We start from the raw sequence: 25588 nt of genomic DNA, 5'->3' as shown, positions 1-25588 counted from the left end.
ACAAGGAAAACCCAATGCGCAAGATGATCCTGCAATGCGGTGCCCTGGCCCTGAGCCTGCTGGCCGCGAACGTAATGGCGGCGGTCTCGCCGGAGGAAGCGAACAAACTGGGCACCAGCCTCACCCCGCTGGGCGCGGAAAAGGCCGGCAACGCCGATGGTTCGATCCCGGCCTGGACCGGCGGTATTCCGAAGAATGCCGGTGCCGTGGACAGCAAAGGCTTCCTCGCCGACCCGTTCGCCAGTGAAAAACCGCTGTTCACCATCACCGCCGCGACCGTGGACAAGTACAAGGACAAACTCTCCGAAGGCCAGGTCGCGATGTTCAAGCGCTACCCGGAAACCTACCGGATTCCGGTCTACCCGACCCACCGCAGCGTTGGCCTGCCGCCGGAGATCTATGAGGCGGCCAAACGTAGCGCACTGAACGTGAACGCCATCAACGACGGTAACGGCCTGGCCAACTTCACTGGCAACCGCTACTACGCGTTCCCGATTCCCAAGACCGGCGTGGAGGTGCTGTGGAACCACGTCACCCGCTACCACGGCGGCAACCTGCGGCGCGTCATCATCCAGGCCACACCGCAGACCAACGGCAGCTTCACGCCGATCCGCTTCGAAGAAGAGATCGCCGTGCCGTTTCTGATCAAGGACGCCGACCCGGAAAAAGCCAGCAACGTACTCACTTATTTCAAGCAAGAGGTGACGGCCCCGGCGCGCCTGGCCGGTAACGTGTTGCTGGTGCATGAAACGCTCGACCAGGTGACGGAGCCGCGTCTGGCATGGATCTACAACGCCGGCCAGCGTCGCGTGCGTCGTGCCCCACAAGTTGCCTATGACGGCCCGGGCACCGCTGCCGACGGCTTGCGTACTTCCGACAACTTCGACCTGTTTTCCGGCGCCCCGGATCGCTACGACTGGAAGCTGGTGGGCAAGAAGGAAATGTACATCCCGTACAACAGCTACAAACTCGATTCACCGAGTCTCAAATACGATGACGTGATCAAGGCCGGGCACATCAACCAGGACCTGACGCGCTACGAGCTGCACCGGGTCTGGGAAGTAGTGGGTACGGTCAAGCCCAGCGAGCGGCACATCTACGCCAAGCGCCACATGTACATCGATGAGGACAGCTGGCAAGCGGCACTGGTGGACCACTATGACGGGCGCGGCCAGTTGTGGCGCGTGGCCGAAGGGCATGCCCAGTTCTATTACGACCATCAGAACCCGGGCTACACACTCGAAGCGCTCTACGACATCATCGCTGGCCGCTACATTGCCCTGGGGATGAAAAACGAAGAGAAGCACGCCTACGTCTATGGGTTCGAGGCTCGGGCAGCCGACTACACGCCGGCAGCGTTGCGGTCGAGCGGGGTTCGCTAGATCGTCTTGGCAAAATACCCGTGGCGAGGGAGCTTGCTCCCGCTGGGCCGCGAAGCGGCCCCAAAACCCTCCAGACCCTGAGCAAAACCAATGACCGACAGCTGAGCTGCCGGTCATTTTTTTATGAGCCGCAATCAGCGCGCTGAATATTTCTCCTAAGGTGCTCGACACAGGTCTAGGGTGATGGAACAACAATAAAAGGGACCTTGCACAATGACCGCCATGACCCCGTGTCCGGACCGTCCCGGGCTGCTGCCGCGCCTGTCTTCGACGCATGTGCCACGCCGGTCCTTGAGCGAGTCGTTGCTGGCTTCCGAGGCGCGGGTAAAGCTGCTCTACGCACCGGCGGGCAGCGGCAAGAGCGCTTTGTTCGCTGAATGTTTCCTGCAAGCGCCCCCGGGCTGCCGGCTGCATTGGCTGCCGCTGGGGGGCGCGGCGATGGATGTCGCGCAATTCTGTGAGTGCCTGGCCCAGGCCCTCGGATTGCCGGTGGTCGATGAGGCGAGCCTGCTGGCTCACCTGGCACGGTTGCAAACCCCGACATGGTTGTTCCTGGATGATTATTGCCGGGTGCCCAATCCGGCACTCGACCAATTGCTCGATCGCTTGCTGAACACCAGCAGTCCGGCGCTGCATCTGTGGCTCAATGGCCGTCGCCGCCCGCACTGCAATTGGCCACGCTTGTTGCTGGACGACGAGCTGCACGAGTTCGACGCGCAAGCCCTGGTTTTTACCGCCGAGGACGTTCAGCAATTGCTCGGGCATTTGCCCGGCCCACTGGCAGCACGCACCGCCCGCGAGGTGGTTCAGCGCAGTGGTGGCTGGTGTGCCGGGGTGCGCTTTGCCTTGCTCGAACGTTGCGAGTGGGCGCGGAGCAACGCTTCGTCGGGGCGTGCCGGGACTTTGCCCGACTACCTCGAATATGAATTGTTTGGCGCCCTGTCCCCGGAGCTGGCGCAGGCCTGGCGCGTGCTGGCGCATTTGCCGCGCTTCAATGCCCGGCTTTGCGAGCATCTGTTCGGCGATACGGTGGGGGCCGAATGCCTTCCCTTGCTGCTGGACCTGGGATGCTTCATCGAACCGTGGGCGCAGTCTTCGGAATGGATGCAGATTTTCCCTCCGCTGGCCCGCCTGGTGCGTGACGAGCCCTGGCCCCAGGCGCGCTCCTGGCACCGGCGGGCCTGCCAATGGTTCGCCGCCGAGCAGGATTGGCCGATGGCATTCGAACAGGCCATGCAAGCGGGGGAGTTCGAGACCGCCGTGAGTGTCCTCCAGCATCTGAATTTCGAGCATGTCTTGCAGGGCAACAACGTCCAGCTGTTATTGAGCCTGCATGACCAGCAGGACGAGGCGTTGTCCCTCGGTACGCCGCAATCGGTGGGGCTGGTTACCGCAGCCTTGCTGTGCGCCGGACGTTTCGCCGAGGCCGAGCGGTGCATCGAGCAATTGGGCCGGTTCGCGCCACAACCGCTGGCCTGCCGGCAGCGAGAACTGATTGCCCGCTGGCAGGTCTTGCGTGGTTGGCTGCTGCATCTGGACGGTGAGGGCGAACCGGCGCTTGAGCATTTCCTCCAGGCCGAAGCCGGCCTCGAACCGCACGCCTGGGCTCTCAAGGTGCTGTGCCTGATCGGCCAGACGCAGCGGGCACTGCTCAAAGGTGAGCTGGCGTCCGCGCAATGGATCAACCGTCAGGCGCTGTGCCTGGCCCGGGCTCATGGCTCGCTGGTGTTCGAAGGATTGCTGGAACTGGATCACGCCCAGGTACTTGAGCAACGCGGCGCGCCCCATCGGGCGGATCATTTGTTGAGCGCCGTCCAGGTGCTGCTCGACAAGCCCGGCCAGGATTTTTCCGCGCTGCTGGGACGTATCGCCCTGCGACGTGGGCGCCTGGCGTTACGCATGGGATCTGACGAGCAGGCCGCCGAACACTTTCAAGCCGGCCTGGAGGCGGGCCTGCGCAGCCAGGACAAACAAGTGCTCTACGGCTTTCTCGGCAAGGCTTGCCTGGCGGCCAACCGGGGTGACTATGGCGAAGCCTTCATGCAACTGCGCGACGCCGAGCGGATCATGCAGCAGCGACACATCCCCGACACGGTCTATCGCGGCGTGCTGCTGCAAACCAGCTGTCAATTCTGGTTGCAGCAGGGGCGCCCGGAGCTTGCTCATGAAGTCTTGACCCGGGTCTTGCGGCATTTCCACGGGCCGCAGGCCAAGCAGGCGCCGCCAGCGACCCTGGAGCTGATTCCACGCCTCGAGTATCTGCTGGTGCTGGCCGAGGTCTACCTGCATCGGGCGTATGAGCCGCAGGCTCGCCTGCAGGCGATGATCGCCCAGGCACGGCAGCGCGAAATGCACGCATTGGAAACGGAGTTGCAGTTGGCGCTGGCCGAGGTCGTCTGGTTGTCCGTCGATCGCACTTCTCTTGGATTGATCGCGCCGGAGGCGCTCAAGCAAGTGGCCTGTTGGCGGGCGCAGCAAGCCTTGGGTGAGCTGCGTATGCGCCAGCCTGAACTGGTGCACTGGATGCAATCTCAGGAGCGGATCGAGCTGCCGGGACGCGCGGCGGAAGAAACGCTGCTCAGCCAGCGCGAACTGGAAGTACTGGAACTCATTGCCCAGGGTCATTCAAACCAGCAGATCGCCGAGCGCCTATTCATCTCGCTGCATACGGTGAAAACCCATGCGCGGCGGATCCATAGCAAGCTGGGCGTACAGCGGCGGACACAAGCGGTCGCAAAAGCGAAAAACATGGGCGTGATGAGTTAGCCAATATCTTGCTGGGCTCATGACTCTGAGTCATACCCCATTCGCCGGCTCACGGCCCGGGTCGCGGTCAACAGGCGCTGCGCCGCCGGGCCGTTTTCGTCGGCGTGGAACAGCGATGTCGGACCCACAATGGTCATGACTGCCGCCACCTGGCCCATGGCGTTGAAAACCGGCGCGGACAAGGCATCAATGCCGGGCATCAACAAGCCATGCACATGGTGCAGGCCGCGACTGCGGATCTGCCCCTGCAAGGCGGCATAGACATTGTCATCGGCCAAGGCGTGGTCGGTGGCGTCGCGCACCTCCTGTTCGCGCAGCTCGATGGTCTCGCGCTCCGGCAGGTAGGCACTGAAAACCAATCCCGTGGATGAGCTGAGCAACGGCAGGACCGAGCCCAGTTGCGTCACCACGGTCACGGCCCGCACGGCGGGTTCGATCCGCACCACGGTCGCGCCGTGATTGCCCCACACCGCGAGAAAACAGGTTTCGTTCAAGTCGTCGCGCAGTTCGGCCAAGGGCAGGGCGGCCACTTGCAGCACATCCATGCCGTTGAGCGCCGCCAGCCCTACGCGTAAGGCTTCGCGGCCCAAACCGTAGTGGTTGGTTGCGCTGTTCTGTTCGGCGAAGCCACTCGCGATCAGCGCTTGCAGGTAACGATGAACCTTGCTGGCCGGCATCTGCACATGTTCGGCCAGGCGTGACAGCGAGGTGGAAGGGGACAACTCGGCCAAGGCCTTGAGGATGTCGGTGCCGACCTCAGCGGAGCGGACTTTCTGTTTACCGTTGCTGGGCGGGTTTTCCATGGAGGTTCTGGTCCGGAAGCGAATGGGCGTCTTTATAGCTTGACGGTGGTCGTCGAGCAAATTACGTTATGCGTAATCGAATTACGATAAAAATAACCCGGTGCGCCCAGGCTGCTCCACAGAGCGACGGGACGCATCCAGTCCTGTATTCAGGAGGCTCCATGAACCTCGATTCCACGGCGTCGGACCTGGCTTACCAGTCTGGCTTCGGTAACGAATTCGCCAGCGAGGCGCTGCCCGGCGCACTGCCCGTTGGCCAGAACTCTCCGCAGAAAGCCCCGTACGGCCTGTACGCCGAACTGTTTTCCGGCACCGCCTTCACCATGGCCCGCAGCGAAGCGCGGCGAACCTGGATGTACCGCATCCGTCCTTCGGCCAACCATCCGGCCTTCGCCAGGTTGGAACGGCAATTGGCCGCAGGCCCGCTGGGCGAGGTGACACCCAATCGCCTGCGCTGGAGCCCGTTGCAGCTCCCCACCGAGCCCACCGATCTGATCGACGGCCTGGTCCAGATGGCGGCCAATGCCGGTGCGGACAAACCCGCCGGTATCAGCATCTATCACTACTGCGCCACCCGCTCCATGGAGCGGGTGTTCTTCAACGCCGATGGTGAGTGGCTGATCGTGCCGCAACTGGGGCGGCTGCGCATCGCCACCGAGCTGGGTGTGCTGGAAGTGGCTCCGCTGGAAATCGCCGTGCTGCCTCGAGGGCTGAAATTTCGCGTCGAACTGCTCGACGCGCAAGCTCGCGGCTACATCGCCGAGAACCACGGGGCGCCGTTGCGCCTGCCAGACCTCGGGCCGATCGGCAGCAATGGCCTGGCCAATCCAAGGGATTTCCTGGCCCCCGTCGCCCATTACGAAAACCTCGTGCAACCGACCACGCTGGTACAGAAGTTCCTCGGTGAACTGTGGGCCTGCGAGCTGGACCATTCGCCGTTCGACGTGGTGGCCTGGCACGGCAACAACGTGCCGTACAAATACGATCTGCGACGATTCAACACGATCGGCACGGTCAGCTTCGACCACCCCGATCCGTCGATTTTCACCGTGTTGACGTCGCCGACCAGTGTCCATGGCCTGGCGAATCTCGATTTCGTAATTTTCCCGCCGCGCTGGATGGTGGCGGAAAACACCTTCCGTCCGCCGTGGTTCCATCGCAACCTGATGAATGAATTCATGGGCCTGATCCAGGGCGCCTACGATGCCAAGGCCGAGGGCTTCCTGCCGGGCGGCGCGTCGCTGCACAGCTGCATGAGCGCCCACGGCCCGGATGGCGAGACCTGCACCAAGGCGATCAATGCCGAGCTCAAGCCAACAAAAATCGACAACACCATGGCCTTCATGTTCGAGACCAGCCAAGTGCTGCGTCCCAGCCGTTTCGCCCTGGACTGCGCACAATTGCAAACTGACTACGACGCCTGCTGGGCCTCGCTGCCGGTCACTTTCGACCCGACCCGGAGATAACCCATGACCCAAGTTTCCCCTACCCTCAGCTGGGTTGTTTGCGCTAATGGTCATCCCGACTTCCCGCTGCAGAACCTGCCGCTGGGCATCTTCAGTGTCGCTGGCGAAGCTCCCCGTAGCGGCGTGGCGATTGGTGAGCGGATCTTCGATCTGCAGGCCGCGTTGCAGGCGGGCCTGTTTGACGGCAAGGCGGCTGAAGCCGTCGAGGCCATGCAGGGCGGCCAGTTGAACGCCTTCTTCGACCTGGGGCGCGAGGCCCGGGTTGCCCTGCGCGAAAGATTGCTCGAACTGTTGCGCGAGGACAGCCCCCAGCGGGACGCGATCCAGGCCCAGGGCGCGCGGTTGCTGCCACTGGCGGCGGACTGCCAGATGCACTTGCCAGCGAAAATCAATGACTACACCGATTTCTACGTAGGCATCGAGCACGCGCAGAATGTCGGCAAGCTGTTTCGGCCGGACAATCCGCTGCTCCCCAACTACAAGTACGTTCCCATCGGTTATCACGGTCGCGCTTCGACGGTTCGCCCCTCCGGTACCGATGTGCGCCGTCCGCAAGGCCAGACGCTGCCGCCCGGCCAGGCCGAGCCGATCTTCGGCCCGTGCGCGCGGCTGGATTATGAACTGGAGCTGGGTATCTGGATCGGCAAGGGCAACGCCCTGGGCGAGCCCATTGCCATCGGCGATGCGGCCGAGCACATCGGCGGTTTCTGCTTGCTCAACGATTGGTCGGCCCGGGATATCCAGGCTTGGGAGTACCAGCCGCTGGGGCCTTTCCTGTCGAAAAGTTTCCTCACCAGCGTATCGCCGTGGGTGGTGACGGCCGAGGCTCTTGAGCCGTTCCGTCGCCCGCAGCCGGCGCGCCCGGAAGGCGACCCCCAGCCACTGCCGTATCTGCTGGACAAGCGTGACCAGGCTGGCGGAGCCTTTGATATCGAACTGGAAGTCCTGCTGCTGACCGAATCCATGCGCGAGCAGGGCCTGGCGCCTCATCGCCTGACCTTGAGCAACACCCGGTACATGTATTGGACCGTGGCGCAGATGGTCGCGCACCACAGCGTCAACGGTTGCCAATTACAGGCCGGCGATCTGTTTGGCTCGGGCACATTGTCAGGGCCTGAAAATGGTCAGTTCGGCAGCCTGCTGGAAATCACCGAGGGCGGTAAAAAGCCGATCGAACTGGCGTCCGGCGAAATCCGCAAATTTCTCGAAGACGGTGACGAAATCATCCTGCGCGCCCGTTGCGGCCGCGAAGGTGCCGCCTCCATCGGTTTCGGCGAATGCCGCGGCAAAGTCTTGCCGGCGCATTGAGGGGGCGGCATGGAGCTTTACACCTACTACCGTTCCACGTCGTCTTACCGGGTGCGCATCGCGCTGGCGCTCAAGGGCCTGGATTACCGGGCCCTGCCGGTCAGCCTGATCGCGCCGCCCGGGGGCGAACATCGCCAGCCGGCCTACCTGGGGATCAATCCCCAGGGGCGGGTACCCGCGCTGCGTACCGATGAGGGCGCTTTGCTGGTCCAGTCTCCGGCGATCATCGAGTACCTGGAGGAACGTTATCCACAGGTGCCGTTGCTCAGCCGTGACCCCGTGCTTCGCGCACATGAGCGTGGCGTGGCCGCACTGATCGGCTGCGACATCCATCCACTGCACAATGTCAGCGTGCTCAACAAGCTCAGGCAGTGGGGCCACGACGAAGCACAGGTGACGGAGTGGATCGGGCACTGGATCAGCCAGGGGCTGGTCGCAGTGGAGCAGTTGATTGGCGAAGACGGCTATTGTTTCGGCGCGGCGCCAGGCCTGGCGGACGTTTACCTGATCCCGCAGCTGTATGCGGCCGAGCGCTTCAATGTGTCGTTGCAGGGGTATCCACGAATCCGCCGGGTGGCGGCGTTGGCGGCAGCCCATGCGGCGTTCCAGCAAGCGCATCCGGCGAGTCAGCCTGATACTCCCTGAGTCGCTCCCACAGGGTGTGTAATGGGCCGCCGGGGCTCAATGCACAATCGTATTTGGCGGAAGATGCCCCAATCGCTCGGTCAGCCGGATCCGCTGGATCGGGTCATCACTGAGCATCAATGCATGTTCGAGATCGAAACGTTCGGCGTTGGGGCAATCGAGTCGCTGGTAGAGGCTGGCGCGGGCCAGGTAGTCGGCGGCGCTGGCGTTACCCAACTCCAGCACCCGTTCGGCATCGACCAGCGCGGCGATGTAGTCGTCGTTGGCCAGATGCAGTTGCCTGAGATTGCGCGACAGCCGCTGGAGCATCTGCATCGGCTCGGCGCAGACCATGTGCTCGGCCTTGAGCGGCAGGTTGGCGCCGTATTGGCGATGCAGCAAGTCCCGGCAGTCATTGGGGTACAAGCGGCGACCGCCGCAGGGGTCGAGCAGGTGGTCCGCGCCAGGTACGCGCAGCAGGAAATGGCCGGGGAAATTGACGCCGGTCATCGGGATTTCCAGGCCCTTGGCCAGTTCCAGGGCTATCAGGCCCAAGGCCAGCGGTTGCCCTCGCTTGCGGACCAGGACCTTGTCCAGCAGCGCCGCGCCAGGCCGTAGCGGCGTAGCGTCGTCCTGGGCGAAACCCAGATCATTCAGGCGCCGAAGCAGGGGCTGGCCCAATTCGCTGACAGGCAGCATCGGCAGGCCGTGGCTGACTTTCTGCTGCAGCTCCCTGAAATCCTTCAATAACGCTGGCACGTCCACTTCACGATCATGCTCGGCTGCGATCCACAGGGCTGCTTCGAGCAGTGCGGGTGGCGAGCGGTGCAGACAGTCAAAAAAGGCTTGGCGCGGTTTCATCACAGTCTCCGGACTATGCCTCGTTTTAGCTCTGCCGCGAGGTTTCGTCCAGTCTCGCAAAGAGGGGGTAGCCGGTTATGCCGAAAAGACTGACGATCATGCGGCGTTATTCCGGCGTGCTCCTGCAAATTTCGATTGCGCGCCTATACTGGCGAGACAGACAAAAAAGTGATTCGGGAGCCTGTCGATGTTTGCTCTCATGCAAAGCTCCCGCCTTGAATCGCTGCACTTGAGCGTAGACCCGGCAACCGGGTTGAAGGCGGTGATTGCCATTCATTGCAGCCGTCCTGGGCCTGCACTGGGTGGCTGTCGTTATCTTTCCTACCCCGACGACGAAAGTGCCGTGGCCGACGCCGTGCGCCTGGCCCAGGGCATGAGCTACAAGGCTGCGCTGGCCGGCCTGCCCGTGGGCGGGGGCGTGGCGGTCATCATGCGTCCGGCACACGTCGAGAGCCGTGCGGCATTGTTCGAAGCCTTCGGCCGCTGCATCGAGCAGCTGGACGGTCGCTACATTACCGCCATCGACAGCGGCACATCGGTGGCGGACATGGACTGTATCGCCCAGCAGACTCGTCATGTCACCAGCACCACTGCCGCGGGAGACCCGGCGCCCCATGCGGCAATGGGGGTGTTCGCCGGGATCCGCGCCACGGCCATGGCTCGCCTGGGTAGCGACAACCTGGAAAGCCTGCGGGTGGCCATCCAAGGCTTGGGCAATGTCGGTTATGCGCTGGCCGAGCAACTGCATGCGGCGGGCGCCGAACTGCTGGTCAGCGATATCGACCCCGGTAAAGTGCAGCTGGCGATGGAGCAACTGGGCGCCCATCCCATCGCCAACGACGCACTGCTCAGTACCCCCTGCGACATCCTGGCTCCCTGCGGCCTCGGCGGGGTACTCAACAGCCAGAGCGTGGCGCAACTGCGCTGCTCGGCCGTTGCCGGCTCGGCGCATAATCAGTTGAGCAACCTGCAAGTCGCCGACCAGTTGGAAAGACGTGGGATCCTCTATGCACCGGACTACGTGATCAATTCCGGCGGCCTGATCTATGTTGCCTTGAAACACCGCGGCGAAGAGCTGCCGACCATCACGGCGCATCTCGCCAAGATCGGTGCCCGGCTCACGGAAGTCTTCGCCCACGCCCAGGCCGAAAAACGCTCACCGGCCAGGGTGGCTGACGAGCTCGCGGAGCGTTTGTTGTACCGATAAAAAAAGATCGCAGCCTTCGGCAGCACCTACACCGTGTAGGAGCTGCCGAAGGCTGCGATCTTTTTGATCATTCGTCTGACGGATTGAGCAGTTCGGACAACGCGTCTGGCTGGCTCTTGAATGCCTTGGCGAACACATCGCGATTCTTCGCCATGTAGATGCCGGCTTCCTCCACCTGTTGTTCGCTCAGCGATGGAACGGCTTTTTGCAACACTTCGGCGAGCAATTCAGCGAGTTCCAGCATTTTGTCATGACGGTCAGCTTCGGCTTTATCCATGAACAATCGCTCCAGATCTCGGCTGCTGCGGTATACCACTTCGACGGCCATTCACCACCTCACATGCCTTCACATTGGTTTTGTCTGTGACTACTGTATTTATATACAGGCCAAAGGATAAGCGAATCCTGACGCTTTGAATAGTGGCTTTTTAATGTAGACCGGTTTCGAGGTTTGTCGCCCAAGACAAACGTGCCCGCGACGGGACCGCTGATGTCGCCAACGTGTCGAATGCCAGCCCGGTGCCATCTCATTGCGGTCGCTGGCCTTTTTTCTGCATGCAGAACAACCGTCACGTCCAACCCGCATCATCCGGTCGAGTCGACCTAAGGAAACTACATCGTGAAAATCAACTGGGCCGAGAACCTGCGCCAGAATGTCCACCAGCTGGCCGAATCCCTGGGCAACCTGTTCGTCGAGACCTTCCACTACCTGGCGCTGTTCGCCATCGGGGCGGTGACGGCATGGGCTGCCGTGATGGAGTTCCTGCAGATGATCGAGGAGGGTCATATCAAGATCGACGACATCCTCCTGCTGTTCATCTACCTGGAGTTGGGGGCGATGGTCGGGATTTACTTCAAGACCAATCACATGCCGGTGCGATTTCTCATCTACGTGGCGATCACCGCGTTGACGCGCCTGCTGATTTCCAACGTCTCGCATCACAGCCCGCCGGACCTGGGCATCATCTACTTGTGCGGCGGCATCCTGCTGCTGGCGTTCGCGATCCTGGTGGTGCGCTACGCCTCGTCGCAGTTTCCCTCGGTGAAGATCGAACACCCGCACCGTAAGGTCGGCGCGGGTTCGAGCGAGCATGCCGAAGTGGAGAAGGGCGAAATCTAGAGACCGGCGGCGCTGGACGCCTGGCCCTGTACCTGCGGTGGCGGCACCTTGATGTTGTCGCCGCCGGTCATGGCTTCGAGGATGGCCACGGCGCTGTGGCCCTGCTCGATGGCAATGCCGAATTGAATACTCTGCACCAGGCGCTTGAGCCGTTCCGGGTCGTTGCGTTGCTGCGCGCTGATCATGCGCTTGGCAACGACGCGCCCGGCCTTGGACAGGGTCAGCATGATGCTGCCGTCCAGGCCTTGGATGCTCAGGTTGATCTGGTATTGCGGCGCGAAGGCGTCCGTAATGATCTGAAAAGGGTTGTCCATGATGCGTCACCGCCTGATTGAACGTGCAGTTGTTGACCGGCCATGATCGGGATTAGTTCGCAACACCGGACCACCGGCCATTCCATGATCGTATCCATCGCCAGATTCCCGGGGCGGGCAGGCGGCTGACCCATTGATCGCAGCCCGCGGCGCCTCCTGTAAGGGAGTTAGCAAGGGGCATGCCGGAAAAACTGTCGGACAATGATCACGGCGCCTGGACGCGCAATGCTCTGGAATGCGGTTATGGCGGCAGCCCGTTTCGGGGCACTGGCGGGCCGATGTTCGCTGACGGTGCAGGGCACGCAGGCGGATTGGAATGAACAAGCGGGGCGAGACAACTCCTGACATTAACAGCGCTGTTGCTCGTTGTCCGGCTTTATTTACAAATGAATATTTATCTTTTTTCGGGGGTTGAATTGTTCTCCCGCCAGCCCGACTCTGTACTCAAGGGGCCGTTGCGCTAACGTCGATTGGCCCCTGGCGAGCTAGCCGAAATAAGGGATGAACTATGCAAATCCAAGTCAACAGCGATAACCATATTCAAAGCAGCATCCGACTGGAGGAGTGGGTACGTACTACCATTGAAAGCACGCTCGAACGTTACGAAGAAGACCTGACACGGATCGAGGTTCATTTGGGGGATGAGAACGGCGACAAGCCCGGTCCCCACGATTTGCGTTGCCAACTTGAGGCTCGGCCAAAAGGCCACCAGCCAATTTCCGTAACGCACAAGGCCGAGTCGCTGGAACTTGCGATCGAAGGCGCAGCCACCAAGCTGGAACATAAACTGGAGCATCTGTTCGGCAAACTGCGCGGCAAGCGCGCCGCCACCAACGGCCAGACCGAGTCGATTGCACTGGCTGATGCCATGCTGGAAGAAGAATTCCTCGAGAACGAACGGGCTGCGCTTAACGGCTGAACCCGGTCACTGAAATTACCCACCAAACAGACGGGCCTGCAATTGCAGGCCCGTCTTGTTTCAGCTATTCACCGTGGCCCCGAATCAGAACGCCACGGACGTCTGCACATACAACGTGCGCGGTTCCCCTACGTATTTGCCCCGATTGTTGTCATCAAACGAGCGGGTGAAGTATTGGGTATTGAAGATGTTCTTCACGCCCACCGCGACGTTCAGGTCCGACAGTTGCGGGCCGAAATCATAAGCGGCGCGGCTGCTGAACAGCATGTAGCCAGGGATATTGCCGGTGCTGCCATCGGCGCTTTCCGCGCGGGTATTGGCGTTGTCGGCAAACTGCGCGCTCTGGTAGGTGCTGTCCAGGTTCAGCTTCCACGGCCCATCCGTGTAACCTACGCCCAGCGTACCTTTGTGCCTGGAGGAGAAGGGCACGCGGTTGCCCTTGTTCGGCCCGTCTTCGCGGATGGTGGCGTCGACGTAGGCGTAAGTGGCGTACACGTCAAAACCGGCCAGCGCCGGGCTCAGGCCTTCGAGGGCATAGTTGACGCTGGTTTCGATGCCCTGGTGGCGGGTCTCGCCCCGGGCGATCACCGAATCGTTGGTCTGGTTGCTTTCGTACTGGTTGTCGAAGTTGATCAGGAAGGCGCCGATCTCTGCCCGCAGGTTGCCATTGTCATAGCGGGTGCCAAGCTCCCAGGTGCGAGCCTTCTCCGGTTTCACTTCACCGCTGCTGACGCGGTTGGGCATCTGGCTGTACTGCACGCTGCCGAACGAGCCTTCGGTGTTGGCATACAGATTCCATTCGTCGGTCAGGTGGTACAGCACATTCAGCGCTGGCAGGGCGGTGTTGTAGTCGCCCTTGTACTTCACGTTGGTCAGGTTGTTGGTTTGCTGCGACTCGATCATTTCGTAGCGAATGCCGGGCGTGATCGTCCATTTGCCGATATCGATCCGGTCATCGATGAAAAATGCATTGGCTTCGGTTCCGCCGCGGGTATCGCGGTCGTTGCGGCTGGAGGTGGTCGGCAGCTCGTTGCTGGCGATCGGTGTGCGATAACGCAGTTCATGACCGGCTTCGTTGATATAGCGATAGCCGACGCCGACCTCGTGGCTGGTCGGGCCGAGATCGAAGCCTTGGGCGAAACGGGTTTCCAGGCCGCGTACCCAATATTCACGAGGCGACAGGGACAGGAAGGAGCCTTGGTCCAGATAGCCGCTGCGCAAGGTCTTGGTGAAAAACGTGTTGGCGGTGAATTCTCGCCGGTCCTGCTGGTAGCGGTAGCCGAAATTGACCAGGGTACGACGACCCCAGAACCGGTCTTTCTGGCGGGTGGACTGATACGGGTCGGCGTTGTAGTCGGCCACGTTCAGGCCGCCGGGCATATCGGCCTCGCCTTCGTAATACTGGGCCATGGCGTTGAAGCTGTTGGCCTCGTCCAGTTGATAGTTGCCCTTGAGGATCAGGTCGTCGATCTGCGTGTCGCTGTGCTCGCGCCAGTCGCCGCCGCGGGTGCCGGAATACAACAGGGCGCCGCCCAGGCCGTTATCGGCGGTGCCGCCGGCCAGCAGATTGGCGGACGTCTTGAAGCCATCGTGGCTGGAGGACGGGCTCGCCTCGGTCTGGAAACCGCCTTTGACGGTCGGTGCATCGGGTATTGCCCGGGTCACGAAGTTGACCACGCCGCCGACGTTTTGCGGGCCGTAGCGCACCGCGCCGCCCCCGCGCACGACATCCACCGCGTCCATGTTGCCCATGCTCACGGGAGCAAAGGACAGCTGCGGTTGGCCATACGGCGCGAAAGGCACTGGAATGCCATCCATCAGTACCGTCGAGCGGGAAGCCAGGCGCGGATTGAGGCCACGGATACCGAAATTCAGCGCCATGTCATGACTGCCGGTGCCGTTGTTTTCCGGTGCGTTGACGCCGGGAATGCGATTGAGCACGTCCCGGGCCTGGGTCGCGCCCTGGCGTTCGAATTCTTCGCGGCGGATAACGTCCCGAGCGCCCGGGTGTTCGAAGACGTTGGTCGGCGCTGCGTCGCCGAGCCAGTCACCGACCACGGTCGTGGTGCCGATGTCCAGTGCAGTGCTGCTGACCGGTTGCAGGCTGAAAGCATTGTCCCCCTCGTGCCGGGCTTGCAGGCCTGTGCCTTCAAGCAGCGCGTTCAAGCCTTGCTCGGGGCTGTAGCTGCCTTCCAGGCCGCGACTCTGCAGGCCGCCGGTCAGTTGCGAGCCGAAGGAAATCAACACGCCGGCTTCGCGGCCGAATTGATTAAGGGCGTTTTCCAGCGATGACGGCGCAATGTGATAGGCCTTGGCCTCTGCAGCCAGCACGGCGGGCAGTGCAACGAAACTCAAGCTGGCCCCCAGGAACAGTTGACGCGCGGCGCGAGCGAGCGGGGTGAGACGGGTGGGTTGCTGCGGCATGGATGGGAATCCCGAGAAGGTTATATCGAAGTGGCTTTCCTTCTCTGTCACCCGAGGTGTGGAAAACGGCTCACTGGCAAATCATTTTTTTTGGGTGGGCCGCCATGGGCTCAAGCGCGAGCTTCGACCGTGACCCAATAGCGGGTGAAACGCCGCACTTTTACCGGCAGGCTGATTTCCAGCAGATCAAGGATTCGCTCGCCGTTGTCCAGCGGATAAGTTCCGGAGACCAGAAGGTTGGCGACCGCCTCGTCGCAGTGCAGCTGGCCGCGTCGGTAGCGGCCCAGTTCCTCAAGGAAATCCGCCAGGCGCATGTGCGCGGCGACCAGCATGCCCTCCGTCCAGGCACCGCTGTTGGCGTCAAGCGCCGTGGCGGGACCGGTGCCGTTGATGCCAAGGGACGCTTGTCGGGAAGCCCCCAGCAGAAAAGCCGTGCCGTGCCTGCCGCGAATGTCCACCTGGCCGGCAAACACTGCGACTTGGGTGTGGTCTGCATACTCACGCACGTTGAAACGGGCGTCGTGGCTTTCCAGCAGGCCATGGGCGGTCAGCACCTGCAGGGGGCGTGGGTCCTGGGCTGCGGTCAATAGCAGTTCCCCTTCCAGCAGGCGGATCAGGCGGCGCTGAGCGTCGAAGCGAATATCGACCGCGCTGCCGCTGTTGAGCTGCAGCTGGCTGCCGTCATCCAGCGCCAGGCGACGCCGCTCGCCCACCGGGCTGCGGTAATCGGCGAGCAATGGCGGCAACAACTGGCGTTCACGCAGGCCCCAGGTCGCGGCCGAGCCGGCACCCAGCAGCAGCAACATCTTGAGGGTCCGGCGCCGCGTTGCCGACTTCGGTGTGTTGAGCGTCGCATGGGCCAACGGAGAAGACACATTGCGCAGCCGCTGGTTGACCCGCTGGATATGCTCCCAGGCGCGGCGATGTTCGCTGTGTGCATTGAGCCACTGTTCCCAGGCTTGCTGCTGGCGCGCATCGAGTGGCCCTTGCTGCATTTCCAGCAGCCAATGCACCGCCTGCTCGGCGACTTGCGCGCTGACGTTCGGCGCGCTGGGCATCGGCGGGTTCACAGGGCGAAGTAGCAGCGCATCGCTGCCTTGTTCAGGTGGCGCTTGACCGTCGGCAGGGAAATACCCAGTTCATGGGCGATTTCGTTGTAGGTCAGGCCATCGATCTGCGCCAGCAGGAACGCCTTTTTGACCGCACGTGGCAGTCCATCGAGCAGTTGGTCCAGTTCCAGCAGGGTCTGCAGGATGATCGCTCGCTCCTCTTCCGACGGCGCCACTTGCTCCGGCATCTGGGCGAGGGTGTCGAGGTAGGCGCGTTCGAGATCCTGGCGTCGGTAATGGTTGAACAATACGCGCTTGGCGATGGTGGTGAGAAATGCACGGGGCTCCAGGACCGGCTGCGGATCGCGCGCGGTCAGCACGCGCATGAACGTGTCCTGGGCCAGATCGGCGGCACTGTCGGGACACCCGAGTTTTCTTCGCAACCAGCCGTTGAGCCAACTGTGGTGGGCGTTGTAGAGCACTTCGACGGTGTGTGCAGGCGGCAACGAGGAACATCCCGACAGCGGTAAGCTGTGCTAGAGAACAAGAATTGTTCGCATTGTAGAGGCGCGCAGAGGGAAACGGCAATCGGGATGAGTGTTTCGTTTCGGTTATGGACCGGATCGGGCTTTCGCGAGCAGGCTCGCTCGCACATGGACGCGCTAGCGCAAAAATGCCTGCCGATACTCCCCGGGAGCTGCCCCCAGGGCCTGGCGAAAACGGTTGGTGAAATGGCTGGCGCTGGCAAATCCGCAGGCCAGAGCTACCTCGCCCAACGGTTGTAGGGTATGGCGCAGTAAGTGCCGCGCCCGGGTGAGACGCCGCGCCAGGACGTACTGGTGCGGTGGCAGGCCGAAGGTTTCGCGGAACATCCGGGCGAAATGGTATTCGGACAGGGCACACAGCGCAGCGAGTTGACCAAGGCTGATGGCTTCGGCCAATTGAGCGTCGATGTAATCCACCAGCAAGCGTCGCTGGTGCGCGGCCAGCCCACCCTTCAGGCGCAGGCCCTGGCGTTGGCCAACCTGGTTGAGCAGAAGGTGGCTGAGCAGTTCATGGGCGAGGCTGGTGCCGAGCAGGCGTTCAGCCGGCTCGGCCCAGTCCAGCTCGATCAACTGTCGAAAGCGCTGTGCCTGCCGCGGGTCATCGAGAAAGGTTGCCTCGTGCAATTGCACTTGCCGCGGTTCGCGATCCAGCAGCGTGACGCAACCCAGGGCGAATTGCTCGGGGCTGAAATACAGGTGGGCGAGGCGAATGTCGCCGTTGATGACCCAGGCCGATTCATGTCCGGCCGGCAACACGCAGAGTTTGCCGGGCGCCCCCGTGGTGTCGGGACGCTCGCGGCGAAAAGTGCCGGTGCCGCCGGCGATGTAGCACGACAGCGTATGGTGGGTTGGCGCCTCGTAGTCACGGGCGTCGTGATGGTTGCTCCACAAAGCCGCCGCCATGCCGTCACCGAGCTCGGCGCTGTGCTCCAGGCGAGCATTGGGCGAGCTGTTGAGGGCTTGGAAGACTTGCAGGGTTTGCAGACTGGTCATGATCGGTTTCTCCAGCATGAATCCTACTCCCTCGAGGCGCCCATGCCAGCCTGTCCCTGATAAAAACCGCAAGTTTACGCAAGCGTCGGGCACGTATCGGCGTGAGACTGGCCGTCATTGCCAGGAGTCGTCGCCATGAACCTTTCGTTGTACCTGCTCACCGTGCTCATCTGGGGGACCACCTGGATCGCCCTGAAACTGCAGTTGGGCGTCGTCGCCATTCCGGTGTCGATTGTCTATCGCTTCGGCCTCGCCGCGCTGATCCTGTTCGTGATGCTCCTGCTCAGCCGCCGCCTTCAGGTCATGAACCGGCGCGGTCATTTGATCTGCGTCGCCCAGGGCCTGTGCCTGTTCTGCATCAACTTCATGTGTTTCCTGACCGCCAGCCAATGGATTCCCAGCGGCCTGATCGCCGTGGTGTTTTCCACCGCTACGCTCTGGAACGCCTTGAATGCGCGGGTGTTCTTCGGTCAGCGGATCGCCCGAAACGTCTTGCTCGGCGGTGCCCTTGGGCTGCTCGGGCTGGCGTTGTTGTTCTGGCCGGAGCTGGCCGGGCACCGCGCAAGTCCGCAAACGCTGCTCGGGTTGGCGCTGGCGCTGTTGGGCACCTTGTGTTTCTCGGCGGGCAACATGCTGTCGAGCCTGCAACAGAAGGCCGGCCTCAAGCCGTTGACCACCAACGCCTGGGGCATGGCCTACGGGGCCGCGATGCTGTCGGTGTGGTGCTTGTTCCAGGGCATTCCGTTCGAGATGGAATGGAATACGCGCTACGTCGGCTCGCTGTTGTACCTGGTGGTCCCGGGTTCGGTCATCGGCTTTACCGCGTACCTGACGCTGGTAGGACGCATGGGGCCGGAGCGGGCGGCGTATTGCACCGTGCTGTTCCCGGTAGTGGCCTTGAATGTCTCGGCTGTTGTCGAGGGTTATCAGTGGACGGCACCGGCGCTGGTCGGACTGGTGCTGGTGATGCTGGGCAACGTGTTGGTGTTTCGCAAGCCGCGACCCGTGACCGCGAAAGTCGTGCTGGCTCGTTAAGCCACAACGTCCGGTATGAATCCCGTGGCGAGGGAGCAAGCTCCCTCGCCACGGTGAGTACTCGGCCCGCTTATTTCCAGACTTGCGGGTTGACCAGGTTCTTCGGTCGTTCGCCCAGCAAGGCGCTGCGCAGGTTTTCCACGGCCAGATTGGCCATGGCCTCACGGGTTTCATGGGTAGCCGAACCGATATGCGGCAAGGTGACGGCGTTTTTCAACTGGAACAGCGGCGACTCGGCCAGCGGTTCCTTTTCGTAGACATCCAGCCCGGCGCCGCGGATGCGGTTGTTCTGCAAGGCTTCGATCAACGCCGGCTCATCCACCACCGGACCGCGGGAAATGTTCACCAGGATGGCGCTCGGTTTCATCAGGGACAGCTCGCGCTGGCCGATCAGGTGGCGGGTTTTCTCGCTCAACGGCACCACCAGGCAGACGAAGTCCGCTTCGGCCAGCAACTGGTCCAGTTCGCGGAACTGTGCGCCCAACTGGTTCTCCAGTTCGGGCTTGCGACTGTTGCCGCTGTAGAGGATCGGCATGTTGAACCCCAGCCGACCACGTCGGGCAACAGCCGCGCCGATATTGCCCATGCCGACGATGCCCAGGGTCTTGCCATGTACATCGCTGCCGAACAGCTGTGGCCCGACAGATGCCTGCCACTGTCCGGCCTTGGTCCACGCGTCCAGTTCGGCGACGCGCCGGGCACTGCTCATCACCAGGGCGAACGCCAGGTCGGCGGTGCTTTCGGTGAGCACGTCGGGAGTGTTGGTGAGCATGATCCCGCGTTCATTGAAGTACGCCAGGTCGTAATTGTCATAGCCCACCGACACGCTGGAGACTACTTGCAGCTTCGTGGCGTGCTGCAGTTGCTCGCGGCCGAGCTTGCGGCCAACGCCAATCAGCCCATGGACATGGGGCAAGGCTTCGTTGAACTGCGCATTGATGTCGCCGTTCGACGGGTTGGGCACGATCACGTCGAAGTCCTGGCGCAGGCGCTCGATCATGAGGGGCGTGATACGGCTGAAGGCGAGTACGGTTTTTTTCATCGTGCAAGGCTCATCTGCGGAGAATACCAAGCACGCTAACATTCCTGGCGCGGGTTAGGCGAGAGGGACGGTGCATCCCAGCGCCACACTTTTCCTTTTGGGAGTGAGCTTATGTGGGAGCGAGCCTGCTCGCGATCGCGGTGTGTCAGTCACCGGATAGGCCGGCAGATAAATCGCCATCGCGAGCAGGCTCGCTCCCACAGGGACCTTTCTTCCACAGGGGCCTTTCTACACAGTCAGGCGGCCCGCAGCGAAATAAACGCGTAGTTGACCGGCTCCTCGGTGACAACACTTGCGCCGCTGTCGGTGACCTGCCGAGCAATGTCATCACCGGACAAGTGGAACTGCCATTCACCTGCCTCTTGGCCCATCGGCTGCGCGCGAGCCTGATCGATGGCGGCGGCAAACGCCGCCATGTTCGGCAGGTACGCGGTAAATCCGTCGCCCTTCAGTGCGGTGGTGTGGATGCCCAGGGACACGCAGATGCGTTCCTTGATGGCGATCTCTTCACGGTCGGCCTGGCGGGAGCGCTCGATCAACCGGGCCAGTTCCTGATCTACCAACTGACCGCCGACGATCAACTGCGGCCCCGTTTCCCACGACTCCGGCGGGCAATCCTTGGCGGCGGTATCGAGAGGAATATGCGGGTTGATTTCCATGGGATAGATGCGGCACACCAGGGGGCGACGCTCATAGATGCGGCACAGGTTGTCGGCGTCCAGATTATGGCAAGGACCGGGATTATAGGCGGCGAAGGTGATCGCCACGCGGGCCTCGCTGGCGCCGCTGCGCACTACTGCCGAGCGCCGTTCGGCGTGCTCGCGTTGCGCCACCGGCAGGCCGAGGCCATTGGGCAGGAAGGCCTCGACCAGGACAATCACCTGGCCGCCATCATTCGCCCACATCCTGGCTTCATCGAGCGTCAGGGGAACGTGATGGCCCGTGCAGCATTTACCGCACCCTACGCAGGAAAACGTTGTGTTCATTGATTGACCGAAGGCAATTGGCTAAAGCGGCGACAGAAAAACGCCGTGATAAGCCATGCGAAGCAATTTATGCGCCATTCATCCGGAGGTTTCGGTCGGGCGGATCGAGTCCCATTCGGTCACGAACGCGCTCTTGGTTTTCTTGCGGTAGAGGCACAGCTCGGTGCCGGTCGCGCCGTTCATGTGCTTTTGCGGGTATTGGCCTTGCAGCAACAGCGCGGTGTAGCCCACCCGGTCGTCGAATTGCGCGGGGCTACCGACCGGTTCGGCATTTTTCAAACCGCTGGCCTTGATGCAACTGGCGAGGACCTTCTTGTCATAGGCAGTCCAGGCATCGGAGCTGGAGGCATGGGCCTGTGCAGCCAGGGCGCTGAGGGCGAAGAAAATCAGGCAGGGTACTTTCATCGGCAAGATCCTTGTTCTGGGAGGCCAGCGCAAGAGTATGCCTGAGGTTGGGACGCTATCGAGGCCGCGAACTCGCAGCCTCGTGCACTCGGCGCACCATCGGAATGCGGGCGGGTTCAGCGACCTTGTTCGGCGACGGCCTTGGCCGCCGTGATCAGGCATTTGGTCAGTTCCGGCGAGGAGAACTTGGTCAGGACCCCGTTGGCGCCCGCCAGCCGCGCTTTCTCACTGTTCATCGCGCTGTCGAGCGAGGTGTGCAACAACACGTAGAGGTGAGCGAAGTCGGGTGTTTCGCGCAGGGTCCGGGTGAGGGCATAACCGTCCATTTCGGACATTTCGATGTCGGAAACGATCAGGTTGATCTCCTGCGCCGTGCCTTGCAGCTCAAGCAGGCAGTCGATGGCTTCCTTGGCGCTGCGGGCGGTGTGGCATTGCAGGCCCAGGTTGCGCAGGGTATGCACCGATTGCTGGAGCGCCACCTGGCTGTCATCGACCACCAGGATTCGGGCGTTGCCGAGGACTTCGGCGTCTTCCATGCTCAGTTCGGTGGGCGCCGTCTCGATCTGCGCCGGGGCGATGCCGTGGATGACTTTTTCGATGTCCAGCACTTGCACCAGCGTGCCGTCCACCGAGGTCACGCCAGTGATGAACGCACGCACGCCGCCGGAGCCGTAGGGCGGCGGCTTGATGTCGGTAGTCAGGCAATGCACGATCTTGCTCACCGCCTGCACGTGCAGGCCCTGCTTGGAGCGACTGACGTCGGTGACGATCAGGCACCCGCCGTCCGGGTCTTCCAGCGGCCGCTCGCCAATGGCGCGGCTGAGGTCGATCACCGACAGCGACGTTCCGCGCAACGTGGCGATGCCTTTTACGTGTGGGTGCGACTCCGGCAGTTTGGTCAGCGGCGGGCAGGGAATGATTTCGCTGACCTTGAGCAGGTTGATTGCCATCAGCTTGCCGCTGCGCAAGGTAAACAGCAGAAGCGAAAGGGAATCTGCGCGGGCTTTGTTGGAAGACATAAAAACCTTCTGTGGAAAAAGGTGGGGCGAGCATGAAGATCGCCAAGACAGCTTTTGATAACGGGTTATCGACTTGTCGGGGGCAGGCTTTAGGGCGAAAAACTGTCAATGGCGAGGATCGCTGCAGCACTGTCCACATAACGCTGCTTTTGTGGCGAGGGAGCTTGCTCCCGCTCGGGGACTGTCAGAAATTTTGTGTTCGGGCATAACATGCTGAAGAGGTGCATGTATGCCAACCAAAAAGAAGACGGCCTTGGAGGCCAAAGCCGAGCTCCCTTCGATCCCGAAGGAGCTGATTGATCAGTTCGTCAAAGGCCCAATGACTGCCGAGGCGATTCAGGATGCGTCGATGGCCTTCAAGAAGGCGCTTATCGAGCGAGCCCTGGGCGCAGAGCTGGGCCACCATCTTGGCTATCCTCAGGGCGCGGAGCGTCCCGAGGAGTCGAGTAACCAGCGCAACGGTAAAAGCGGCAAGACCGTTCTGACAGACGACGGTCCGCTTCGTCTGGAGATTCCCCGTGATCGCGATGGCAGCTTTGCGCCGATCCTGATTCCCAAGCATGAGCGGCGCTTTACCGGGTTCGATGACAAGATCATCGCCATGTACGCTCGGGGCATGACGGTTCGCGAGATTCGCGCGTTTCTCTTGGAACAGTACGGGACAGATGTCTCGCACGACTTCATCAGTTCGGTCACCGACGCGGTGATGGAGGAGATCGGCGCTTGGCAGCAACGACCGCTTGAGCAGATGTATCCGGTCATCTTCTTCGACGCGTTGCGGGTCAAAATCAGGGAAGAAGGACTGGTCCGCAATAAGGCCATCTACTTGGCCTTGGGCGTATTACCGGACGGAACCCGCGATATCTTGGGCATCTGGATCGAGACAACGGAAGGCGCCAAGTTCTGGATGAAGGTCTTCAATGACCTCAAGACACGCGGAGTCGAAGATGTGCTGATTGCCGTGACCGATGGTCTCAAAGGCATGCCAGAAGCCCTGAGCGCGGTGTTTCCTGAGACGACTTTGCAAACCTGCATCGTACATCTGATCCGCAACAGCCTCGACTATGCAGCCTGGGACAAACGTCGGGAACTGGCCAAAGCGCTTAAGCCGATCTATCAAGCGATCAACGCCGAGGCCGCCGAAGCGGCTTTGGACTCGTTCGAAAATGGCCCCTGGGGCAAACAGTACCCAACCATCGTAGCTGCCTGGCGACGCGCCTGGGATCGAGTCATCCCGTTTTTTGTCTTTCCGCCCGCCATCCGGAAAGTGATTTACACGACCAATGCAATCGAGAGCATCAACGCTCAACTGCGCAAGATCATTAAAACGAGGGGGCACTTCCCAACCGATGAAGCTGCCACCAAGTTAATCTGGCTGGGCTTGCGCAATATAACCGCAAACTGGGGCAGTGCAGCCCATGACTGGAAAAGCGCCATGAATCAGTTCGCGATCCTGTACGGGGATCGGTTCATCAGGCCGACGTGGTAAATGAAGGTCTGCCTAACGGCAGGCCGTTACCGGCCCGCACACAAAAAATCTGACACTCCCCCCGCTCGGCCGCGCAGCGGTCGCAAAATTCGAAACCGCGCTGCAGGTGAGGGCTGCTTCGCAACCCAGCGGGAGCAAGCTCCCTCGCCACAGAATCTCCTCGGCAAACTATTTGAGGCCCAGCCGCCTGGCCATCCGCCCCAGGTTGGCCCGATCCAGGCCCAGTTCCCGGGCAGCGCTGGCCCAGTTGTGTTGATGGCGTTCCAGGCAGGCGCTGATCATTTGCCGTTGATAATTTTCCGTGGCCTGGCGCAAGTCACCGGAAACCCTCACTGCGGAGGCTGGCACGAGGCTGTTGTTCGGAGCATTTTCCGGGAGTACGTGAGGCAGATCCAGATCATCGGCGCTCAAGCTGAGAATCTTCGGCCGAACCGGATGCTTGCCCAATGCCTTCAACGCGCTGCGACCGATCAGGTGTTCCAGTTCGCGCACGTTGCCCGGCCAATCGTAGGCCAGCAACGCAGCCTGGGCGTCGCTGGTCAGGCGCAGGCTGCCAAGGCCCATGCGCGAGCGGTTCTGTTCCAGGAAGAAGCCGGCGAGCAGCAGCACATCGCGCCCGCGATCACGCAGCGCGGGCACTTGCAGCGGGTAGACACTCAACCGGTGGTAGAAGTCGGCCCGATAACGGCCATTGCGCACTTCCTCGGCGAGGTCGCGGTTGGTCGCCGCAATCAGGCGCACATCGACGCGGTGCTCCTTGTCCGAGCCCAGGCGTTGCAGCTGGCCGCTTTGCAATACGCGAAGCAATTTGGCCTGGACGGTCAGGGACAGTTCGCCCACCTCGTCGAGGAACAGCGTGCCGCCATCCGCCAGCTCGAATTTGCCGCGCCGGTCCTGGGTGGCACCGGTGAACGCGCCTCGAACATGGCCGAAGAGTTCACTTTCCACCAGCGTGTCAGGCAGCGCCGCGCAATTGAGGCTGATCAGCGGCTGGTCGGCACGGTGGGAGGCGGCGTGAATGGCCTGGGCGACCAATTCCTTGCCGACGCCGGTTTCGCCAGTGATCAGTACCGTCAGGTCACTGCCCCCGACCAGCTTGATCTCTTCCACCAGGCGTTTATGGGGCTTGCTCTGGCCGACCATGTCGCGCTGCTGCTGGCCGCTGGCCTGACGGTAGACCTCGGCGCGGCGATGCTCGTCCTCGGCCCTCAACGCCAGGCGCTTGATGCGTTCGGCGGCGCTGACGGTGGCGGCGGCGAGGCTGGCGAAGGCTTGCAGGGCGCTCAGGTCAATAGGTTCGAAGCGTTCCGGGTCCAGCGAGTCCAGGGTCAGCAAGCCCCAGGGCTGCTCATCGACAAACAGCGGGCAACCCATGCAATCGTGAACCTCCAGATGTTCATCCAGCCCTTCCACCAATCCATCGTACGGATCGGGCAGGTCACTGTCGGTGGCGAAGCGAGTGGGCTGCGGATTGGCCAGCAAAGCTTCGAAACGCGGATGCTCACGGACCCGGAATCGCCGGCCCAGGGTGTCGGTGCTCAAGCCATCCACGGCCAGCGGGACGAGGCAGTCGCCGTCCAGGCGCAACAGTGCAGCGGCGTCGCAAGGCAACAGGCTGCGCAGGGCTCCGAGCAGGCGCCGATAGCGCTCGCCTTCAGGCAGTTCGCGGGACAGGTCGGCCACCAGCGGCAATAGCGAGGTCAGCAAGGAAGTTGCGGTCATAATGACTCCATCTAGTCATATGGACTATAAACGCTGCCTTGTCGATATGACTACATCGTCTTCAACTGACTGAAATACAAGGCCAAAATTTGTGGCATGAAAACTGATA

Annotated in this window: 23 protein-coding genes; 10 read left to right on the top strand and 13 right to left on the bottom strand. The window is 61.9% G+C overall.

Annotated features, from left to right (window positions below; all coding sequences use genetic code 11):
• Positions 1–14 precede the first annotated feature (14 nt).
• Positions 15–1382, top strand: coding sequence for a DUF1329 domain-containing protein (locus J3P84_RS22775; RefSeq protein WP_434626043.1), 1368 nt, complete (start codon positions 15–17; stop codon positions 1380–1382).
• A 213-nt stretch (positions 1383–1595) separates the two neighbouring features.
• Complete coding sequence (locus J3P84_RS22770; RefSeq protein WP_434626041.1) at positions 1596–4148, top strand: LuxR C-terminal-related transcriptional regulator; 2553 nt, start codon at positions 1596–1598, stop codon at positions 4146–4148.
• A gap of 17 nt (positions 4149–4165) precedes the next feature.
• Here J3P84_RS22770 and J3P84_RS22765 read toward each other — a convergent pair whose 3' ends face one another.
• Positions 4166–4951 (bottom strand): IclR family transcriptional regulator, encoded by a 786-nt coding sequence (locus tag J3P84_RS22765; protein ID WP_434626039.1) that lies wholly within the window; start codon positions 4949–4951, stop codon positions 4166–4168.
• Positions 4952–5112: 161 nt separating this feature from the next.
• Here J3P84_RS22765 and hmgA point away from each other — a divergent pair, with 161 nt between their 5' ends.
• Genes hmgA through maiA form a run of 3 tightly spaced genes read left to right on the top strand, consistent with a single transcriptional unit; the run spans position 5113 to position 8370 of the window.
• Positions 5113–6417: a homogentisate 1,2-dioxygenase gene (hmgA, locus tag J3P84_RS22760; RefSeq protein WP_434626037.1), complete on the top strand. Its 1305-nt coding sequence runs from the start codon at positions 5113–5115 to the stop codon at positions 6415–6417.
• 3 nt (positions 6418–6420) lie between these two features.
• Positions 6421–7725, top strand: a complete 1305-nt coding sequence (gene fahA, locus J3P84_RS22755; protein WP_434569766.1) for a fumarylacetoacetase — start codon at positions 6421–6423, stop codon at positions 7723–7725.
• A 9-nt stretch (positions 7726–7734) separates the two neighbouring features.
• Positions 7735–8370 (top strand): maleylacetoacetate isomerase, encoded by a 636-nt coding sequence (gene maiA / locus J3P84_RS22750; protein WP_434626035.1) that lies wholly within the window; start codon positions 7735–7737, stop codon positions 8368–8370.
• A gap of 36 nt (positions 8371–8406) precedes the next feature.
• On the opposite strand, the gene J3P84_RS22745 is transcribed toward maiA, so the two are convergent.
• Positions 8407–9210 (bottom strand): SirB1 family protein, encoded by an 804-nt coding sequence (locus J3P84_RS22745; RefSeq protein WP_434602853.1) that lies wholly within the window; start codon positions 9208–9210, stop codon positions 8407–8409.
• 187 nt (positions 9211–9397) lie between these two features.
• Between J3P84_RS22745 and J3P84_RS22740 the strand changes: the two genes are divergently transcribed.
• The gene (locus J3P84_RS22740) at positions 9398–10417 is read left to right on the top strand and encodes a Glu/Leu/Phe/Val dehydrogenase dimerization domain-containing protein (protein ID WP_434569763.1); all 1020 of its coding nucleotides are present in this window, start codon (positions 9398–9400) and stop codon (positions 10415–10417) included.
• Positions 10418–10484: 67 nt separating this feature from the next.
• Here J3P84_RS22740 and J3P84_RS22735 read toward each other — a convergent pair whose 3' ends face one another.
• Positions 10485–10745 (bottom strand): YebG family protein, encoded by a 261-nt coding sequence (locus tag J3P84_RS22735; protein WP_003205410.1) that lies wholly within the window; start codon positions 10743–10745, stop codon positions 10485–10487.
• 291 nt (positions 10746–11036) lie between these two features.
• Between J3P84_RS22735 and J3P84_RS22730 the strand changes: the two genes are divergently transcribed.
• A complete protein-coding gene (locus J3P84_RS22730) occupies positions 11037–11537 on the top strand; it encodes a phosphate-starvation-inducible protein PsiE (protein ID WP_186611035.1) in 501 nt (166 codons plus the stop codon).
• Here J3P84_RS22730 and J3P84_RS22725 read toward each other — a convergent pair.
• Positions 11534–11851 (bottom strand): DUF3509 domain-containing protein, encoded by a 318-nt coding sequence (locus tag J3P84_RS22725; RefSeq protein WP_434626032.1) that lies wholly within the window; start codon positions 11849–11851, stop codon positions 11534–11536. The two genes, J3P84_RS22730 and J3P84_RS22725, sit on opposite strands and share 4 nt — an antisense overlap.
• 508 nt (positions 11852–12359) lie before the next feature.
• Between J3P84_RS22725 and J3P84_RS22720 the strand changes: the two genes are divergently transcribed.
• Positions 12360–12770, top strand: coding sequence for an HPF/RaiA family ribosome-associated protein (locus J3P84_RS22720; RefSeq protein WP_434626030.1), 411 nt, complete (start codon positions 12360–12362; stop codon positions 12768–12770).
• Between the two features lie 84 nt (positions 12771–12854).
• On the opposite strand, the gene fecA is transcribed toward J3P84_RS22720, so the two are convergent.
• The 4 genes from fecA to J3P84_RS22700 all read right to left on the bottom strand — a co-directional run bounded on the left by fecA (position 12855) and on the right by J3P84_RS22700 (position 17781).
• The gene (gene fecA, locus J3P84_RS22715; protein ID WP_434626028.1) at positions 12855–15194 is read right to left on the bottom strand and encodes a TonB-dependent Fe(3+) dicitrate receptor FecA; all 2340 of its coding nucleotides are present in this window, start codon (positions 15192–15194) and stop codon (positions 12855–12857) included.
• 110 nt (positions 15195–15304) lie between these two features.
• Complete coding sequence (locus J3P84_RS22710; protein ID WP_434626025.1) at positions 15305–16252, bottom strand: FecR domain-containing protein; 948 nt, start codon at positions 16250–16252, stop codon at positions 15305–15307.
• 8 nt (positions 16253–16260) lie between these two features.
• Positions 16261–16749, bottom strand: a complete 489-nt coding sequence (locus tag J3P84_RS22705; RefSeq protein WP_434626023.1) for a sigma-70 family RNA polymerase sigma factor — start codon at positions 16747–16749, stop codon at positions 16261–16263.
• Between the two features lie 156 nt (positions 16750–16905).
• Positions 16906–17781, bottom strand: coding sequence for a helix-turn-helix domain-containing protein (locus J3P84_RS22700; protein ID WP_434631490.1), 876 nt, complete (start codon positions 17779–17781; stop codon positions 16906–16908).
• 135 nt (positions 17782–17916) lie between these two features.
• Between J3P84_RS22700 and J3P84_RS22695 the strand changes: the two genes are divergently transcribed.
• Positions 17917–18816 carry a DMT family transporter gene (locus J3P84_RS22695; protein WP_434626021.1) on the top strand — a complete coding sequence of 300 codons (900 nt, stop codon included), beginning with the start codon at positions 17917–17919 and terminating at the stop codon, positions 18814–18816.
• Positions 18817–18886: 70 nt separating this feature from the next.
• Here the strand turns inward: J3P84_RS22695 and J3P84_RS22690 are convergent, their stop codons facing one another.
• The 4 genes from J3P84_RS22690 to J3P84_RS22675 form a co-directional block, all read right to left on the bottom strand.
• Positions 18887–19858 carry a 2-hydroxyacid dehydrogenase gene (locus J3P84_RS22690; protein ID WP_434626019.1) on the bottom strand — a complete coding sequence of 324 codons (972 nt, stop codon included), beginning with the start codon at positions 19856–19858 and terminating at the stop codon, positions 18887–18889.
• Positions 19859–20094: 236 nt separating this feature from the next.
• A complete protein-coding gene (locus J3P84_RS22685) occupies positions 20095–20844 on the bottom strand; it encodes a YkgJ family cysteine cluster protein (RefSeq protein ID WP_434626017.1) in 750 nt (249 codons plus the stop codon).
• 78 nt (positions 20845–20922) lie between these two features.
• A complete protein-coding gene (locus tag J3P84_RS22680) occupies positions 20923–21249 on the bottom strand; it encodes a hypothetical protein (RefSeq protein ID WP_434626016.1) in 327 nt (108 codons plus the stop codon).
• A gap of 116 nt (positions 21250–21365) precedes the next feature.
• Positions 21366–22268 carry a chemotaxis protein CheV gene (locus tag J3P84_RS22675; RefSeq protein ID WP_030139917.1) on the bottom strand — a complete coding sequence of 301 codons (903 nt, stop codon included), beginning with the start codon at positions 22266–22268 and terminating at the stop codon, positions 21366–21368.
• 229 nt (positions 22269–22497) lie between these two features.
• Here J3P84_RS22675 and J3P84_RS22670 point away from each other — a divergent pair, with 229 nt between their 5' ends.
• Entirely contained in the window at positions 22498–23757 is a 1260-nt protein-coding gene (locus tag J3P84_RS22670; protein WP_434577927.1) for an IS256 family transposase, read from the top strand.
• Positions 23758–23925: 168 nt separating this feature from the next.
• On the opposite strand, the gene norR is transcribed toward J3P84_RS22670, so the two are convergent.
• Positions 23926–25479: a nitric oxide reductase transcriptional regulator NorR gene (gene norR, locus J3P84_RS22665; RefSeq protein WP_434626013.1), complete on the bottom strand. Its 1554-nt coding sequence runs from the start codon at positions 25477–25479 to the stop codon at positions 23926–23928.
• Positions 25480–25588 lie beyond the last annotated feature (109 nt).

The organism is Pseudomonas sp. Z1-29, assembly GCF_051131995.1.
Taxonomy (GTDB): domain Bacteria; phylum Pseudomonadota; class Gammaproteobacteria; order Pseudomonadales; family Pseudomonadaceae; genus Aquipseudomonas.
The sequence above is the reverse complement of the archived record's forward strand: the minus strand, read 5'-3'. Positions and strand labels throughout refer to the sequence as shown.